Origin of the sequence: Paramesorhizobium endophyticum, from assembly GCF_014640615.1 — a bacterium.
Classification (GTDB): Bacteria; Pseudomonadota; Alphaproteobacteria; order Rhizobiales; family Rhizobiaceae; genus Paramesorhizobium; species Paramesorhizobium endophyticum.
On the sequence record NZ_BMHH01000024.1, the window covers coordinates 43,752 to 61,805 of the forward strand.

3 protein-coding genes are annotated in these 18,054 nt (G+C 62.5%); all 3 read left to right on the plus strand.

Annotated elements, in window-relative coordinates; all coding sequences use genetic code 11:
• Window positions 1-218: 218 nt before the first annotated feature.
• Window positions 219-13,031: a CLIPPER-2 domain-containing protein gene (locus IEX53_RS20380; RefSeq protein WP_188826024.1), complete on the plus strand. Its 12,813-nt coding sequence runs from the start codon at window positions 219-221 to the stop codon at window positions 13,029-13,031.
• Window positions 13,028-16,795 (plus strand): TonB-dependent receptor, encoded by a 3,768-nt coding sequence (locus tag IEX53_RS20385; protein WP_188826025.1) that lies wholly within the window; start codon window positions 13,028-13,030, stop codon window positions 16,793-16,795. The genes IEX53_RS20380 and IEX53_RS20385 overlap by 4 nt, the downstream gene beginning before the upstream one ends.
• 141 nt (window positions 16,796-16,936) lie before the next feature.
• Window positions 16,937-17,950, plus strand: coding sequence for an Ldh family oxidoreductase (locus IEX53_RS20390; protein ID WP_188826026.1), 1,014 nt, complete (start codon window positions 16,937-16,939; stop codon window positions 17,948-17,950).
• Window positions 17,951-18,054: the final 104 nt, after the last annotated feature.

Consider the following 18,054-nt stretch of genomic DNA (forward strand, 5'->3'; position numbering starts at 1 on the left):
AAGTCTCTTTTTCAGCGACTGCTTATGAAAACCGTAGGATGTTGAAATACAGCCCGGCGCAAATCAGTCTTCACCTACCCCTTGATTGACTATCCGATGCTCGAAAAGCCTCGGCCGGAAGCGAATCAGGCAGCAAGAGGCTGCTGCCTGGGTTTGGACGGTCCTTTTGCATGAGGCAGCGCGGTCATCGGATGGATTCGCATTCGAGGGGACCGCTCATGTTTCACATTGCCCTGCTGCCGACGATGGTGCGCCGTTTCAAGCCTGCCATTGCAAAGCGCGCCTTCATGCCTGCCATGGCGATGTTGACGGTTTCGGCGGCCTTAGTGGGCTTTTCAAATAGTGAAGCGCGGGCGCAGGCTGCCCAGCCGACTTTTCCGGCCTGTGCGCCTACCATCTATTTTGGTCAGGATGGTGCGACGCAACTGGTAAGCACGGATACCACCACGACCCCCTTCACCCTTACGCCTATAGGCGGGCCGAATAGCCTTGGCTACAACGCCATGGCGTATGACCCTTCTACCAATTATATCTATGCGACGCGGTGGGATGCCAGTGCGGGTGCCTATAAGCTCTTGCGCGTCGGTGCCGATGGTTCCGTACAGGATTTAGGGGTCATTGGAGGGGGCGGGATTAACGCCGGCGGCGGTCTTTTGAATGGCAGCGGTATCGCCTCGGGCGAGATCGGTGCGGACGGCTATTTTTATCTAAAGCACAATTCCACCTCCAATCAGATGTTCCGGGTTGATCTGTCAACCCGAACGGCCACGCTCATCACGATGAGCCGATCATTCGCCTCGGGAGATTGGGCGTGGCACAACGGATTCCTGTATGCGCACGACCAGGTGACCGGCATCCTTAACGCGGTCAATCCGCGGACAGGCGCGGTGACGCAAATAGGAAACACGGGCCTATCCGGAGCGGATGCTTTCGGAAGTATGATTGGCGCTACGAATGGCGTTTTTGGCCGGAATAATAATGGCGGATTCTACCAGTTCGATGTGAATACCGGTGCTGCTACGCTTATTTCCAATATGGCAGCAGCGGGGGGCGATGGCGCGAAGTGCGTGAATTCGCCCGTGAATTTGCCTGTCGACCTTTCAATTACCAAGGATGATGGCGTCACAGTCTATACTCCCGGCCTCGACGCGAGCTATACCATTGTCGTTACCAACAATGGTTCCCATGGCGTAACCGGCGCGAAAGTCAGCGATCCACTGCCTGCGGGTTTTACCGGCACCTGGACCTGCGGCAATGCCACGGGCGGCGCGGTCTGCGGCGCGCCGAGCGGCACGGGCTCGCTCAACACCACGGCGGATCTGCCGGCTGGCAGTTCCGTCACCTACGCATTCAGCACAGGCATACCGTCGAGCTATAGCGGCGCGCTGACCAACACCGCCACGGTGACCGCCCCTGACGGCGTGACCGATACGAACCCCGGCAACAATTCCGCCAGCGATACCAACACGATGGCGCCGCCGCCTGTGTCGGGGGCGTGCTCGCCCCGCGAGATAACTCCGGGAGCGACCTTCTCGTTTGCCCCTTTGGGCATCACCGGTCAAGTCACCAAAACTGGCTCCCCCACCGGATGGGATCCCGCGTGGACAACGATGGGCAGGGACTACTCGATTACCTGGACCTTCGCGCAGCCGATTCCGGCAAACTGGATTCAATTCGCAGTTTGGGATGTCGGCGGCAGAAACACATATACGGCCACCACGCTACCCTCGATCAGAGTCACAGTGTCGGGCGGCACGGCAACTACAGCTGACTTCTCTCTCGTTCCGGGGGGGTACTCCACGCTGTATGCCGATATGGCCTACAATGCCTCGACGGGTGCTTTCCGGTACATCCCCCGAAGCGATGAAATGAAAGCGGCCGGTACGCTGCGCGGAAATTCGGCAGATACCGTCAGGACCCTGACAATTACAGCCACTGGTATTCTCGCCGGTGATTACATTGGCAATTCGCTATATGCGCGTCCCGCCTGCATCACCATGGAGAAGGTGAGCCAGAACGGCACGGGCAGCTTTAATTTCAATATGAGCAATGTGGTGCAGGCGAACGGCACGGCGGTGCCGTCGGCCACGCTGACCACTACGACTCCCGGCACGGCCGTTTCGACGCCCGCCTATAATGCACGTCCCGGCGCCAACATGGTGCTGAGCGAGGTCATTCCTGCCGGCTGGAGCGTCTCCTCTGCGGTCTGTACCGACCGGAACGCCGGCGGCACGGGAAACCCGACCGTCATCGGCAGCTTCACTTCGCCCGCGCTCACCATTCCGGCGGCGAGCGTGCGCCCGCAGGCCGATATTCTCTGCCGCTTCACCAACACCACCGCGACCGACCTTGCCATCACCAAAGATGACGGCGCGGCGGAATATGGTCCGGGCACCGACGTTACCTACAACATCACCGTCACCAATAACGGCCCGACCGCCGTCACCGATGCCGTGATCCGCGATCCTCTTTCCGCCGGCATCACCACGGCAAGCTGGACCTGCGGCAATGCCACCGGCGGCGCGGTCTGCCGCGCGCCCAGCGGCACGGGCGCAATGTCCACCACGGCGGACCTCCCCGCGGGAGCATCTCTGACCTATCAGATGACGATGAGCGTGCCGGCGGATTTCACCGGCGACCTCGTCAACACGGCGACCGTCGCTCCGCCCGCCGGGCTGACGGATTCCGACCCCTCCAACAACAGCGCGACCGACACGAACAAGGCCGGTGCGCCGAAGGTGCGCGTCAAGAAAGAGCTGATCGGCGAAAGCGTCACCACCAACAATATCGCCGAGCCCGGTGAGGTGCTCACCTACAAGGTGACGATCACCCATGAGAGCGGCATCGCCTTCAAGGATTTCGATTTCATCGAGAACATCCCGAACGGCGCGACCATGACCCGCGTTTCGGGCGCTGATGGCTTCACCGCCCCGGTGGCGGGCGCGTCTACGGTGCAATTGCGTGTGCCGGAAGTGCCTGTCGGCGGCGTGGCCGAGGTCGAGATCGACCTGACGGTCGCCGCGCCCATCCCGCTCGGCGTGTCGCAGATCCGCAATCTCGTCAGCGGCGGCGATGTGCCCGCGGATTGCGCGGATTGCTCGGTGGCGACACCCACACCGCCATATTCGCCGGTCAGCCCTCCAACCATCTCCTGCTCGACAACGGGTGCGTACTTCAACACCGCCTTCAACGGTAGCGGCGGCATGAAAGCCAGCGGCTCCGACGATTACTGGCAGGTTGCGCTCACCGCGGCGAACGTCACCACCCCGCCGGCCACCCTTTCCTATGGTGCCGCAACGGTCGTTTCCGCTCCGCCCGCCAACTACATCAAATCGCCTTTCGGCAACGCGAACTGGATTGCGCATCAGGCGAATGGAGGGCACACGGGCAACGTCGATGTATTCTACCGCTACCAGTTCAACCTCGATCCGGGGGTCGATCCGAAGTCGCTCGCCCTGGCGATGAACTATTATTCCGATAACTCCGTCTATCAAGTCTGGGTGAACGGGGTCGCGCAGAATATCCGCTCCAGATATGGCTCGGCAGACCCTTATTTCTATGCTGGCTTCGCCGCTAATGGGGTCGCCAGCGGGATCCTCAACAAGGATTGGAAGACGGGCCTCAACACCATCATCGTGCACGTCAAGTCCGGCCCGGGCGCACAGGCGTTCATGGCGCAGATTACCTCGGACTCCATCTGCCAGCCCAAGCTGACGCTGCGCAAGGAAGTGATCAATGACGGGGAAGGCACCGCGACACCCGCCAATTTCACGCTCACCGCCACCGGCAAATCGCCGCTGACAAATGCTATCCAGGGGCCGATGGGCGATACGGCGGTTACCAACGCCTCGATCCCCGCGGGCACCTATACGCTCGCCGAGGTGAACCAGCCCGGCTATGTCGCCAGCGCCTATAGCTGCGCGGTCGACGGCGGTGCGTCCACGGTTCTTGCAAACAACGAGCTGACGCTCGCAAACGGGCAGAACGCTATCTGTACGATTGTCAATGACGATCAGAATCCGTCGCTGACCATCGACAAGACCGGCGCTTTCAAGAACGACCGGGACGGCGACGGCTTCGTCGATGCCGGTGACACGATCACCTATAGCTTCCTGGTCAAGAACACCGGCAATGTGCCGCTGACCGATGTGACGGTAAAGGACGATCTCCTTGCCCGCGCCGGCTTGACGGTGACGCCGGGGCCGCAGACGCTGCAGCCCGACGCCGAAATCACCTTCACCGCCACCTACACGGCGCTCCAGGACGATATCGAGGCTGGCCAGGTCACGAATACGGCGACGGCCGTCGGCACGCCGCCCTTCGGCGATCCGATCGAAAGCGAGCCCGATACGCTCGTGATGCCGCCCGACAGCCAGCCGGTCGTCAAGGTCAAGAAGGAACTCATCAACGAAAGCATCAACGCCAACAATGTGGCCGAGGCGGGCGAAGTGCTCACCTATAGGGTCACGCTCACCCATGTGAGCGGCGCTTCCTTCAAGGATTTCGATTTCATCGAGAACATCCCGAACGGCGCGACCATGACCCGCGTCTCGGGCGCTGATGGATTCACCGATCCGGTGGCAGGTGCGTCAACGGTGCAATTGCGCGTGCCGGAAGTCCCGGCAGGCGGAACCGTCGAGGTCGAGATCGACCTGATGGTCGCAGCGCCCGTCCCGCTCGGCATATCGCAGATCCGTAACCTCGTCAGCGGCGGCGACGTGCCGCCGGACTGCACGGAATGCTCGGTGGATTTGCCGACGCCGCCCTATACGCCGCAGTTCCCTGAGACGATTTCCTGTACGACGCCGGGCGCGTTCTTCAACACGGCCTATAATGGCGCGGGCGGGGCCAAGCCGAGCGGCTTCGACACCTACTGGCAGGTCGCGTACAACACGAACGGCACGCTGCCGGCCAGCTCGGCCTACGGCGCCGCGACGGTGGTCAGCAACCCGAATTCCGGCTGGGCGACTTCGCCCTACAGCAATGCGCGCTGGATTGCGCGCAGCGCGACCGGCACGCCGAACGGACCCTATGACGCCTATTACCGCTACCAGTTCAATCTGGATGCGGCTGTCGATCCGTCTTCGCTCAGCCTGAAGATGAACTATTACGCTGACGATAACGTCGTTCAGGTCTATGTGAACGGAGCCGCGCAGGGCATCTCCGCGACCTCCGCCTATGCCACCGGCAGGGGCGCATCCGGCACGCTCAACAAGAACTTCAAGACGGGCCTCAACGAGATCATCGTCCACACGCTTAATACCGGCGGCGTGGGCGGCTTCATGGCGCAGATCGACGCGGGCAACATCTGCCAGCCGAAGATCACGCTGCGCAAGGAAGTGATCAACGACCAGAAGGGTACCGCTGTCCCCACAGACTTCACGCTGCGCGCGACGGGCAAGTCGCCGCTCACGAAGGTGATCGTAGGGAAGATGGGCGAGCCGGCCGTCACCAACGCCTCGGTTCCCGCCGGTACCTTCATCCTCGGCGAGGACAACCAGCCCGGCTATCTTGCCAGCACCTATAGCTGCGCCGTTGATGGCGGCGCGGAGACGATCCTCACCAATAGCGAGCTGACGCTCGTGAACGGGCAGAACGCGATCTGCACGATCATCAACAACGACCAGGCGCCCGAGCTGAAGCTCGAGAAGACCGGCAAGCTCAACGACCGCAACGGCAACGACCTCATCGATCTGGGCGAGACGATCAACTATTCGTTCCGCGTCGAGAACGTTGGCGACGTGCCGCTGACGAACGTCACCGTCAATGACGATCTTCTTGCCCGCGCTGGCATCTCCGTGACGCCGGGACCGCAGACGATCCAGCCCGGGGGCGTGGTGACCTTCACGGCCACCTATACGCCCACTCAGGCCGACATCAACGCAGGCAGCGTGGTGAACACCGCGACCGCCACAGGCACGCCGCCCGTGGGCGATCCCGTTCCGAGCAATCCCTCGACGGCTACCGTGCCGCCCGACCAGACGCCGGGCCTGACCATCGACAAGGAAGGCGTACTCAACGACAAGGACGGCGATGGCCTCATCGATCTGGGCGAGACGATCTCCTACACCTTCCTCGTCACCAATACCGGCACGGTCACATTGACTGATGTCACGGTCAACGACCCCTTGGTGGAGGTCGAGGAAGACCCGGTGACACTCGCGCCGAAGGGCACCTTCACCTTCCACGGCAGCTATACGCCGACGCAGGAGGACATCAACAAGGGCAATGTCGTGAACACGGCCCATGCCACCGGCACGCCGCCTTCCGGGCCGGCCATCGACAGTGATCCCGACACAAAAATCGTGCCGCCCGACCAGACGCCACGCCTGATCATCGACAAGGTCGGCACGCTCAACGACACGGACGGCGACGGCGTCATCGATCCGGGCGAGACGGTGAACTACAGCTTCACGGTCACCAACACCGGCACCGTGACGATGTCGAACGTCACCGTCGACGACCCGAAGCTGAAGGCGGCTGGCTTGACGGTGCTCGAGACCCCGCAAACGCTGACTCCCGGCCAGAGCTTCACTTTCACTCTCTCGGGCAGCTACGAGCCTGAGCAGTCGGAGATTGACGCCAACCTCGTCATCAACACCGCGACGGCCACCGGCAACACGCCGTCCGGCACGTTCTACCGGAGCAATCCTGACTCCGAGCAGGTGCCCCCGGACCAGACGCCAGGCTTCTCCATCGACAAGATCGGCAAGCTCAACGATCTCGACGGCGACGACAAGATCGATCTCGGCGAGACGATCAGCTACAGCTTTATCGTCCGCAACACCGGCGCGGTAACGCTCAACAACGTCACCGTCGAGGACACGCTACTGGCCAACCGCGGTATCGCCATCGATCCGGGCCCGCAGACGCTCGCGCCCGGCGGCGTGGTGACTTTCACGGCCACCTACGAACCCGATCAGGCAGACATCGACAAGGGCGATGTCGTGAACACGGCGAAAGCCATCGGCACGACGCCATCAGGCACATCAGTTGAAAGCGATCCCGACACCGAGACGGTGCCGCCGCAGCAGACGCCCGGCCTCACCATCGACAAGGTTGGCGAACTCAACGACACGGACAATGACGGCAAGGTCGGTCCCGGCGAGACAGTGGACTATACCTTCACGGTCACCAACACCGGCATGGTGACGATGACGGATGTCACAGTCGACGATCCTAAGCTGAAGGCGGCGGGCCTGACCGTGCTCGAGGCCCCGCAGACGCTGTCTCCCGGCCAGAGCTTCACTTTCCACCTCTCCGGCAGCTACCAGCCGGGGCAGACGGAGATCGACGCAAACCTAATCGTCAACACGGCCACGGCCACTGGCACCACGCCGCAGGGCAGCCCGTTCCGGAGCGATCCGGATACGGAAACCGTGCCGCCGGCGCAGAATGCCGGGCTGCTCATCGACAAGATCGGCAAGCTCAACGATCTCGACGGCGACAACAAGATCGATCCGGGCGAGACGGTCAGCTATTCCTTCCGCGTCACCAATATTGGAGCCGTGACGCTCGACAACGTCATGGTCGACGATCCGAAGCTGACGGTGGTGGGCGTGACGATCGTGGAAGGCCCACAGACGCTGGCGCCCGGCGCAAGCTTTGTCTTCACGGCGACGGAATATACGCCTGTGCAGGGCGAAATCGACGCCGGCGAGGTCAAGAACACCGCCACCGCGAGGGGCGTCACGCCCTCTGGCGATCCGGTGGTGAGCAATCCGGACGAGGAGACGGTGCCGCCCGACCAGAGCGCTGCGCTGACGATCGACAAGGAAGGCCTGCTCAACGATAAGGACGGCGACAACAAGATCGATCCGGACGAGACGATCACCTACACTTTCACCGTGCGCAACACCGGCAATGTCACGCTGGTCGGCGTCACCGTGAAGGACGACCTGCTCGCCGCGCGCAGCATCTCCGTGACGCCCGGTCCGCAGACGCTGGCTCCCGGCGGACAGGTAGTGTTCACCGCTGTCTATACGCCTGAGCAGGCTGATATCGAGGGCGAGTTCGTCAAGAACACGGCGACCGCCACGGGCTCCGACCCCGAGGGGAACCTGATCGAAAGCCCTGAGGACACCGCCCAGGTTCCGCCGGATCGTACGCCCGGCATTACCATCGACAAGACCGGCACGCTTCAGGACAAGGACGGCGATGGCCTCATCGATGAGGGCGAGGACATCACCTATACGTTCCTCGTCACGAACACCGGCAATGTCACGCTGAAGAACGTGACCGTGGACGATCCGCTCGTGAAGGTGGTCGAAGAGCCGCAGACGCTTCTGCCCGGCGGCACGTTCACCTTCCATGGCTCGTACACACCCGTCCAGGCAGATATCGACGCGGGGAATGTCAAGAACACCGCCCATGCCGTAGGCACGGTTCCATCAGGCGATACGGTGAGGAGCGAGCCCGATTCCTATACGGTGCCGCCCGACCAGACGCCGGGGCTCGTCCTCGAGAAACAGGGCACGCTCAACGACAGCAACGGCAACAAGCTCCTCGATCTGGGCGAGACGATCTCCTACACCTTCACCGTCACCAACGCGGGCAAGGTGACGCTCTCGAACGTCACGATCGACGATCCGTTGGTGACGGTCGTTGAAGGCCCGCAAGTGCTGGGACCGCGCGGAACCTTCGTGTTCCACGGCACCTACACGCCTGTGCAGGCCGACATCGACGCCGGCAAGGTGCTCAACACTGCCGTCGCGAAAGGCGTCACGCCGGCCAACACGCCCGTGGAGAGTGAGCCGGATTCCTTCGAGGTCACGGCGAATATTACGCCAGGGCTGACCATCAAGAAGTCGGGCGTGCTCAACGACAATGACGGCGACAACCGCATCGATCTTGGCGAAACGATCAGCTACTCGTTCCTGGTGACGAACACCGGCACCGTAACGCTCAATAACGTCACGGTGGCGGACACGTTGCTGGCGGACCGTGACATAGCGGTGACGCCGGGACCCCAGACGATTGCGCCTGGCGGATCGGTGACGTTCACGGCTCTCTATCCGCCCACGCAGGCCGATGTCGACGCGGGCGATGTAGTGAACATGGCTACGGCCACGGGCACGACGCCGACCGGCACGCCTGTGAAAAGTAATGAGGACCGGGCAACCGTGCCGCCCGATCAGATGCCGCGCCTGACGATCGACAAGGTCGGCACGCTGAACGATCTGGACGGTGACAATGTCATCGATCCGGGCGAAACGGTGGACTACATTTTCAAAGTGACGAACACCGGCACCGTGACGATGAACAACGTCACTGTTAACGATCCGAAGCTGGTGGCGGCTGGTCTGACCGTGATCGAGAGTTCGCGGACGCTTGCGCCGGGCGAAAGCTTCACTTTCCATCTCTCCCGCAGCTATGAGCCAAGCCAGGCAGAGATCGACGCTGGCAAGGTGGTCAACACCGCGACGGCGACCGGCACGACGCCATCAGGCACGCCCTATGAGAGCAATCCGGACACCGAACAGGTCCCGCCGGACCAGGTTTCGGGGCTGACCATCAAGAAGTCGGGCGTGCTCAACGACAATGATGGCGACGACCACATCGATCTTGGCGAAACGATCAGCTACTCGTTCCTGGTGACGAACACCGGCGCTGTGACGCTAAGCAATGTGACGGTGGACGACACGCTGCTGGCCGACCGCAGCATCACGGTGACGCCGGGACCCCAGACGATTGCGCCCGGCGGATCGGTGACGTTCACGGCGGTCTATCCGCCCTCGCAGGCCGATGTCGACGCGGGCGATGTGGTGAACATGGCTACGGCCACGGGCACGACGCCGACCGGCACGCCGGTGGAAAGTAATGAGGACCGGGCGACCGTGCCGCCCGATCAGATGCCGCGCCTGACAATCGACAAGGTCGGCACGCTGAACGATCTGGACGGCGACAATGTCATCGATACGGGCGAAACGGTGGACTACACCTTCAAGGTGACGAACACCGGCACCGTGACGATGAACAACGTCACTGTTAACGATCCGAAGCTGGTGGCGGCTGGACTGACCGTGGTCGAGGCCCCGCGGACGCTTGCGCCGGGCGAAAGCTTCACTTTCCATCTCTCCCGGAGCTATGAGCCAAGCCAGGCGGAGATCGACGCGGGCAAGGTGGTCAACACCGCGACGGCGACCGGCACGACGCCATCAGGCACGCCGTATGAGAGCAATCCGGACACCGAACAGGTCCCGCCGGACCAGGTTCCGGGGCTGAAACTCCGCAAGTCTGGCCAGTTGCAGGACACGAACCGAAATAACCTTGTCGATGCAGGTGAGCAGATCGTCTTCACCTTCGTGATAACGAACACCGGCGCTGTGACGATGACCGATGTCACGGTCAACGACCCGATGCTGAAGCGGAACAATTTGACGGTAACGCCGGGCCCGCAGACGCTGGCTCCGGGTGCGGAAGCCATCTTTACGGCAACCTATACGGCGAAGCAGGAAGACATCGACGGCGGCAAGGTGGAGAACACCGCGACCGGCACCGGCACGCCTCCGGGCGGCAAGACGCCGATCGACAGCCCGCCGGACACTGTGACGGTTCCGCCGAACGAGGCGACGGGACTGTCGATGCGCAAGTCGGGCCAACTGCAGGACACGAACGGCAATAACCTTGCCGATGCGGGTGAGCAGATCGTCTACACCTTCGTTGTGAAGAACACCGGTGCGGTGACGATGACCGATGTCACCGTCAACGACCCGATGCTGAAGCGGAACAATTTGACGGTAACGCCAGGCCCGCAGACGCTTGCGCCGGGTGAGGAAGCCATCTTCACGGCGACCTATACGGCGAAGCAGGAAGACATCGACGGCGGCAAGGTGGAGAACACCGCGACCGGCACCGGCACGCCTCCGGGCGGCAAGACGCCGATCGACAGCCCGCCGGACACTGTGACGGTTCCGCCGAACGAGGCGACGGGTCTGTCGATGCGCAAGTCGGGCCAACTGCAGGACACGAACGGCAATAACCTTGCCGATGCGGGTGAGCAGATCATCTACACCTTCGTTGTGAAGAACACCGGTGCGGTGACGATGACCGATGTCACCGTCAACGACCCGATGCTGAAGCGGAACAATCTGACGGTAACGCCTGGTCCGCAGACGCTTGCTCCGGGCGAGGAAGCCATCTTCACGGCGACCTATACGGCCAAGCAGGAGGATATCGATGGCGGCAAGGTGGAAAACACCGCGACCGGCACCGGCACACCTCCTGACGGCGGCACGCCGATCGAAAGCCCGCCCTCGACGGTCGTCGTGCCGCCGAACGAAGCGACAGGCCTGTCGATGCGCAAGTCCGGCGAGCTCAAGGACACGAACGGCAACAAGCTTGTCGATCCGGGTGAAGAGATCGTCTACACCTTCGTCGTGAAAAACACCGGCGCGGTGACGATGACGGACGTGACCGTCAACGACCCGATGCTGAAGCGGAACAACCTGACGGTAACGCCGGGTCCGCAGACGCTTGCTCCGGGTGAGGAAGCCACGTTCACGGCGACTTATACGGCGACGCAGCGCGACATTGACGGCGGCAAGGTGGAGAACACCGCGACCGGCACCGGTACGCCTCCTGATGGCGGCACGCCGATCGACAGCCCGCCTGACACCGTCACGGTTCCGCCAGTCGAAGCTTCCCGCCTCGAGGTGGAGAAGACCGGCAAGTTCAACGACAATGACAATAATGGCTATGCAAGCCTCGGTGACACGATCACCTACAGCTTCACCATCACCAATACCGGTGGCCAGGTCATTGACAATGTTTCGCCGGTTGACGAGGGGCCGACCTTCAACGGCGAGCGCGCCGCGGGCCAGCTTTCCGCCTTCGAACCGGAAAGCGTGACGCTGGAGGCCTATGGCAAACAGGTCTTCACGGCGACCTATGCCCTGACGCAGGAGGATATCGACAACGCCGCCGGCGTGACGGACGGCATGGAAAACTCGGCGACCGCCAAGGGAACGATCGTTGGCGGCGGCGGCGAGGTGCCCTCGACGACGTCGACATCGAAGGTGACGATCCCGCCGGTCCAGCCGTCGGACATCACGATCCTCAAGCAGGCCGGGCTGCGGCAGATCAAGCGTGGCGAGAAGGCTCCGTTCACCATCACGGTGACCAACCACTCCACGCGCAATGCGGGGCTCGTCAGCGTCACCGACACCATCCCGTCCGGTTTCCGCTACGTCGATGGGTCGGCGACCATCTGGTACGAGGAGCCCACTCGAACCGATCCCGTGGAGATCAAGCCCGTCGTCAATGGCCGGCAGGTGCGCTTCGACGATGTAGAACTCGGTCCGAACGCGGTTGTGAAGATCCGGCTCTCCATGCTGGCGCTGAGCACCGCCGGGCCGGGCAAGCACACCAACAAGGCGACCGTCCACACCCCCGATGGCGAGTCTCTCGCTCCGGAAGCGCGGGCCGATGTCGAGATCATGATCGAGCCGGTGTTCGATTGCGGCGACATCGTCGGCAAGGTGTTCGATGACCAGAACCGCAACGGCTATCAGGACAAGGGCGAGCCGGGCCTGCCGGGCGTGCGCATCGCCACGGTCCGCGGCTCGCTGGTGACGACCGACAAGCATGGCCGCTTCCACGTGGCCTGCGCCGACCTGCCCGACAACCGTATCGGCACGAACTTCATCATGAAGCTCGATCCGCGCACCCTGCCTGCCGGTTACCGGCTGACGACGGAAAACCCGCGCGTCATCCGCCTGACCGCCGGCAAGATGTCGACGCTGAACTTTGGCGCCTCGATCGGTCGCGTCGTCCGTCTCGACCTGACGGACGCGGCCTTCGAGCCGGGCACCACCAGCCTGAAGCAGAAGTGGCTGAAGGGCCTCGAGCAACTGTTCGAGGCGCTTGAAGGCGAGCCGTCGACGTTGCGGCTCAGCTATGGCGCGGCTGCGGATGCGGCACTTGCCCGCGAGCGTATCGAAGCCCTGCAGGAGGACATCGCCAAACGATGGAAATCGGTCAGGGGCCGGTACGAACTCAACATCGAAACCCGCGTGGAGGCAGGTCAATGAGAACGATGTCCTCGACGTCATCCACCTTCGCCCGCGTGATCACGAAAAAGCGCAACCTGCTTCTGGCAGGCTGCGCCCTGGCTGCGGCCCATGCGGCGGTTATCGAGGCTCACGCCGAGGACCGGCTTCGCGGCAAGGTGCTCGATAACAGCACGGTCAGCAATGTCGCGCCCGCGCCCAACACCGAGCAGGAAAGCCCCGGCGAGGAAGGCGAAATCCCGTTCTCCATCAGCGTGGACGGGGAGACGCTTGCCGAATCCGGAAAGAAGGCGGAGCCCGGCAAGACCCAGGCCGACAAGCAGCGCAAGACCGATACCGGCCTTGCCGCCGTCGATATCCAGGTGAAGTTCGACGGGCTCGAGGCCAAGCCGACCCTCAATGTCTCGACCACGCCGATCCGGCGCGCATATAAGGCTGGCGAACCGGTGCGCTTCCTCGCGACCTCCAACTATCCGGCGTTCATCACGCGCTCGGAAATCCGCATTCTGGAAGCGGACAAGCCGCTAAGGGACGAGCCGGTGGCGACCATATCCGTCGCCATCAATGGCGAGGCGGAATGGGTGATGCCGGAAACCGAGAACGACAAGACCCGGTTCAAATATGTCCTGCGCGTCTATGATAACAAGGGCCGGTATGACGAGACGCTGCCGCGCACGATTGCCCGCACGGAGAGGGAGCTGCCGAAGGAAGACACCAAGGTCACCGACGCTCCCGCGCCGGGCATGGGCGAGGACAATACAGGCTCGCGCAACATCCAGGTGAACGGCGGCGCCGTGACGGTCTTTGGCCGTAACGTGCCGGAAGGCTATCAGGTGAAGGCGCTCGACGGCATCGTGCCGCTCGACAAGAACCAGTCCTTTGTCGTGCAGCGCATCCTGCCGCCGGGCGATCATAATGTCGATGTGGCGGTGCTCGGTTCGCTGAAGGGCAGCGCGCTCGATTTCAGCCGCCAGATCAACATTCCCGACAATGACTGGTTCTATGTCGGCCTTGCGGACCTGACCGTGGGCAGGCGCATGGGCGATGCCAGGATCGAAGAGGTGCGCCCAGGCGAATATGACAAGACCTACACCAAAGGTCGGCTCGCCTTCTATGTGAAGGGCAAGATCAAGGGCAAATATCTGCTGACGGCCGCCGCTGACACGCGCGAGAGCGAGATCAAGGACATGTTCCGCGGCCTCGACGATCGCGACCCTCGCAGCCTGCTGCGGCGCATCGATCCCGATGCCTATTATCCGGTCTATGGCGACGACTCGACCATCATCGAGGATGCGCCGACCAACGGCAAATTCTATGTGCGGCTGGATCGCGGCGATAGCCATGTGATGTGGGGCAATTACAAGGCCGCCATCGCCGGCACGGAGTTCATGAATTCCGAACGCGCGCTCTATGGCGCGAGCGGCGTTTACCGCTCCGAGGCGGTGACCTCGTTCGGCGAACGCCAGACGGAGGTCAACGTCTATGCCGCTCAGCCGGACACGCTGCCGCAGCGCGACGAGTTCCTGGGAACCGGCGGCTCGGCGTATTTCCTCAAGCGGCAGGACATCACAACCGGCTCCGAAACGCTCACCGTCGAGGTGCGCGATCAGGTGACGGGGCAGGTGCTGGAGCGCAGGAACCTTATCTATGGCGAGGATTATACGCTCGATTACCTGCAGGGCGTGGCAATCCTCAAGCGGCCCTTGTCGTCATCGTCAGGCACTGGCGGAGCGATCCGCGAGGGCGCGCTGGGCGGCAATCGCGTCTACCTCATTGCCCAGTACGAATATACGCCGTCCGCAGGTGAAGTGGATGGGTATGTCTATGGGGGCCGGGGCCAGCATTGGTTCGATGACAAGGTGCGTGTCGGTGTCACCGGCATGAACGAGACGACCGGCGAGGCCAACCAGCAGGCGGTGGGTGCTGACATCACCATTCGCCATTCGGAAAAGACCTTCCTCGAGGCGGAGGTTTCCCATTCCAAGGGGCCGGGCTTCGGTCTGTCGCGCTCCACCGATGGCGGCCTGACCATCGATGACAATCCCACCACCGGCTCGCGTGACCGCGCGGCAACCGCCTGGCGCACCAAGGGCCAGATCGACCTGGAGGATATTACCAAGAGCGGCATCAAGGGGACTGTCGGCGGATATTACGGGGAAAAGCAGGCTGGCTTCTCCACGCTCGCCGAGCAGGTTTCCGCGGACGAGCGCATCTGGGGTGCCCATGCCGACCTCGAGTTGACCGAGGACACCGACCTCAAGCTCACCTATGACGACTATAAGGAGGGGCGCGACCTCGATTTCTACGGTAACGAGACGGGCGGACGGACCAAGCGCAAGGGCGAGGCGACCGTCAGCAAGCAGTTCGACGAACATTGGAAGGCGTCCTTCGGCGTCTCCTATACCGAGCTGCGTTCGCCCATCGCGGTCCGCTCCGGCAAGAGCGGCAATAATGGCGAAAGGCTCGATGCGGGCGTCAAGCTCGAATATGCGCCGGATGCCGACCAAAAATACTACGTGTTCGGCCAAGGCACGCTGTCACGCGATGGCGATGTTCGCCGCAACGACCGGCTCGGGGTCGGCACGAAATATCAGTTGACCGAAAAGATCGGACTGGAAGGCGAGATCTCCTACGGCAATTCGGGGCTGGGCGGGCTTGCGGCCATCAATTATTCGCCCACAGCCGATGATAATTACTATTTCGGCTATAGGCTCGACCCCGACCGCGCCTTCGATCTCGACCGCAGCTATGACCTCGATGGCGCCGACAAGGGCACCTTCGTCCTGGGTATGCGACGCAAGCTCGACGAGACGCTGTCGGCCTATGCGGAGAACAATTACGATCTCTTCGGCCGCAGGACGTCGCTCACCAAGACCTATGGCGTCGTCTATACGCCGGATGCGATGTGGACCATTGATGGCGGCTTCGAGGCCGGCACGGTCGAGGACGATACGACGACCACCATCGTCAATTCCGACGGCACGGCCACCACGACCGAAAATTCCGATTTCGACCGCAAGGCGGTTTCGCTGTCGGTGGCCTATAAGGACGAGGAGCGCGGCATCAACGCCCGCATGCGCGGCGAGGTTCGGATCGAGGATTCCGGCGACGGCACTCGCGACCGCAACACCTATCTCTTCGCCACGGGCCTTTCCTGGAAAACCAGCGAGGATTGGCGCTTGCTCGTCAATGTCGATACAGTGCTTTCGGATTCGTCGGGGGAGAGCTCGTTCAACGACGGCGACTATGTCGACGCCTCCATCGGCTATGCCTATCGCCCTGTCGACAATGACCGGCTGAACGCGCTGTTCAAATATGCCTGGGTCTATGATCTTCCCGGAACGGACCAGGTGAGCGCCATCACCGGCGATGAATATGGTCCCGCGCAGCGCAGCCATATCCTGTCGGCGGACTTCACCTATGAGCTGATGCCCTGGCTCTCCATAGGCGGCAAATACGGCATGCGCTACGGGCAGGTCCGCGAAAGGCTGCTGGACGGAGACCGCGAGGAATTCTCCGACTGGTATACCTCCTCGGCCCATCTCGGCATCGTCCGTGCCGACCTGCATATCGTCAAGAACTGGGATGCGCTCATCGAAGGCCGGGTGATGCATATGCCGGAGGCGAAAACCACCGATTATGGCGCGCTCCTCGCAGTCTACAGACATGTCGGCGAGAACTTCAAGGTGGGTGCAGGCTATAATTTCGGCATCTTCTCCGATGATCTGCGCGACCTGACTCTCGACGACCGGGGCGTGTTCATGAATGTGATCGGGAAGTTCTAGGAAGAGCTTGAAGCCAATCAGGCCCAATTGCGGCGGCTGGCACCAACCAGCCGCCGTTTTCTATCCCGCAATCAGGGTGTTGAAGGCCATGCGATTGTCTGGCATGGCAGGCCATGAATGCAGACAGGAGCGAGGACAACCATGACTGACACCACCATTCTCTCCGTTGCCGAACTGTTCGAGCAGGTGCAGGAAATCTTCCTGAAGGCGGGATGCAGTAAAGACCAGGCCGCCGCACTTGCGCGCGTGATCGTCGCGGGAGAGCGCGATGGCTGCAAGTCCCACGGCATTTACCGGATCGAGGGCTGCGTGCGCACGATCGAGGCGGGGAAGGTCGTGGCCGACGCGGTGCCGGTGGTCACGGTCGATGACAGCGCTATCGTGCGTGTGGATGCGAAGGGCGCGTTTTCCAACGCGGCGTTCGAGATGGGCCTGCCGTCCTTGGTAAAGCGCGCGCGGGAATTGGGGCTGGCGGCGATGGTCGTCAATGATTGCACGCATTTCGCGGCGCTTTGGCCGGAAGTGGAGGCGATTGCGGAGGAGGGGCTGGCGGGAATCGCCATGTGCCCGAGCTATTCCGTCGTCGCGCCGGCGGGCGGTCGTGAGCCGCTTCTGGGAACGAATCCATTCGCCTTCGGCTGGCCGCGCGAGAACGATCACCCCTACGTCTTCGATTTCGCCACCAGCGTGGCCGCGCGCGGAGAGATCGAACTGCATAGGCGCGCGGGCAAGCCCCTGCCGAAAGGCTGGGCGCTCGATAGCGACGGCCAGCCAACGACCGATCCGGTGGCGGCGCTCGCCGGCGCGATGCTTCCCTTCGGCGGACACAAGGGGTCCGCCATCTCCACCATGATCGAGCTCTTGGCTGCCGTTATGATCGGTGACCGCATGAGCACGGAAGCGCTGGAAGTTTCGGGCACAACGACGCTGGCGCCGAACCATGGCGAACTGATCATCGCTTTCGATCCGCAAAAATTCGCAGCCGGGCGGAAGGGCAACCCGCTCGCCCATGCGGAAAACTTGTTCGAGGGCATCATGGGGCAGGGCGCTCGCCTGCCGTCGCAGCGCCGCTTCGCCGCGCGCGCGAAGTCCATGGCGCAGGGGATAGAGCTTACAGCGGCGGAAATGGAGCAATTGCAGGCGCTTCGGAGATAAGATCGCGCCCCCCCTTGCGGGTAGGGCTATCGCATATGAGTAATGAGGGTGAGGAAATCCTGGTCGGCCCATCTTGCCTTGAGCCGTTTGTGGCTGAGGGGAAT

Excerpts from the sequence above, each read along its gene's own strand:
- IEX53_RS20385 (WP_188826025.1), top strand. The coding sequence starts at position 13,028 with ATGAGAACGATGTCCTCGACGTCATCCACCTTCGCCCGCGTGATCACG.
- IEX53_RS20390 (WP_188826026.1), top strand. The coding sequence starts at position 16,937 with ATGACTGACACCACCATTCTCTCCGTTGCCGAACTGTTCGAGCAGGTG.
- IEX53_RS20380 (WP_188826024.1), top strand. The coding sequence starts at position 219 with ATGTTTCACATTGCCCTGCTGCCGACGATGGTGCGCCGTTTCAAGCCT.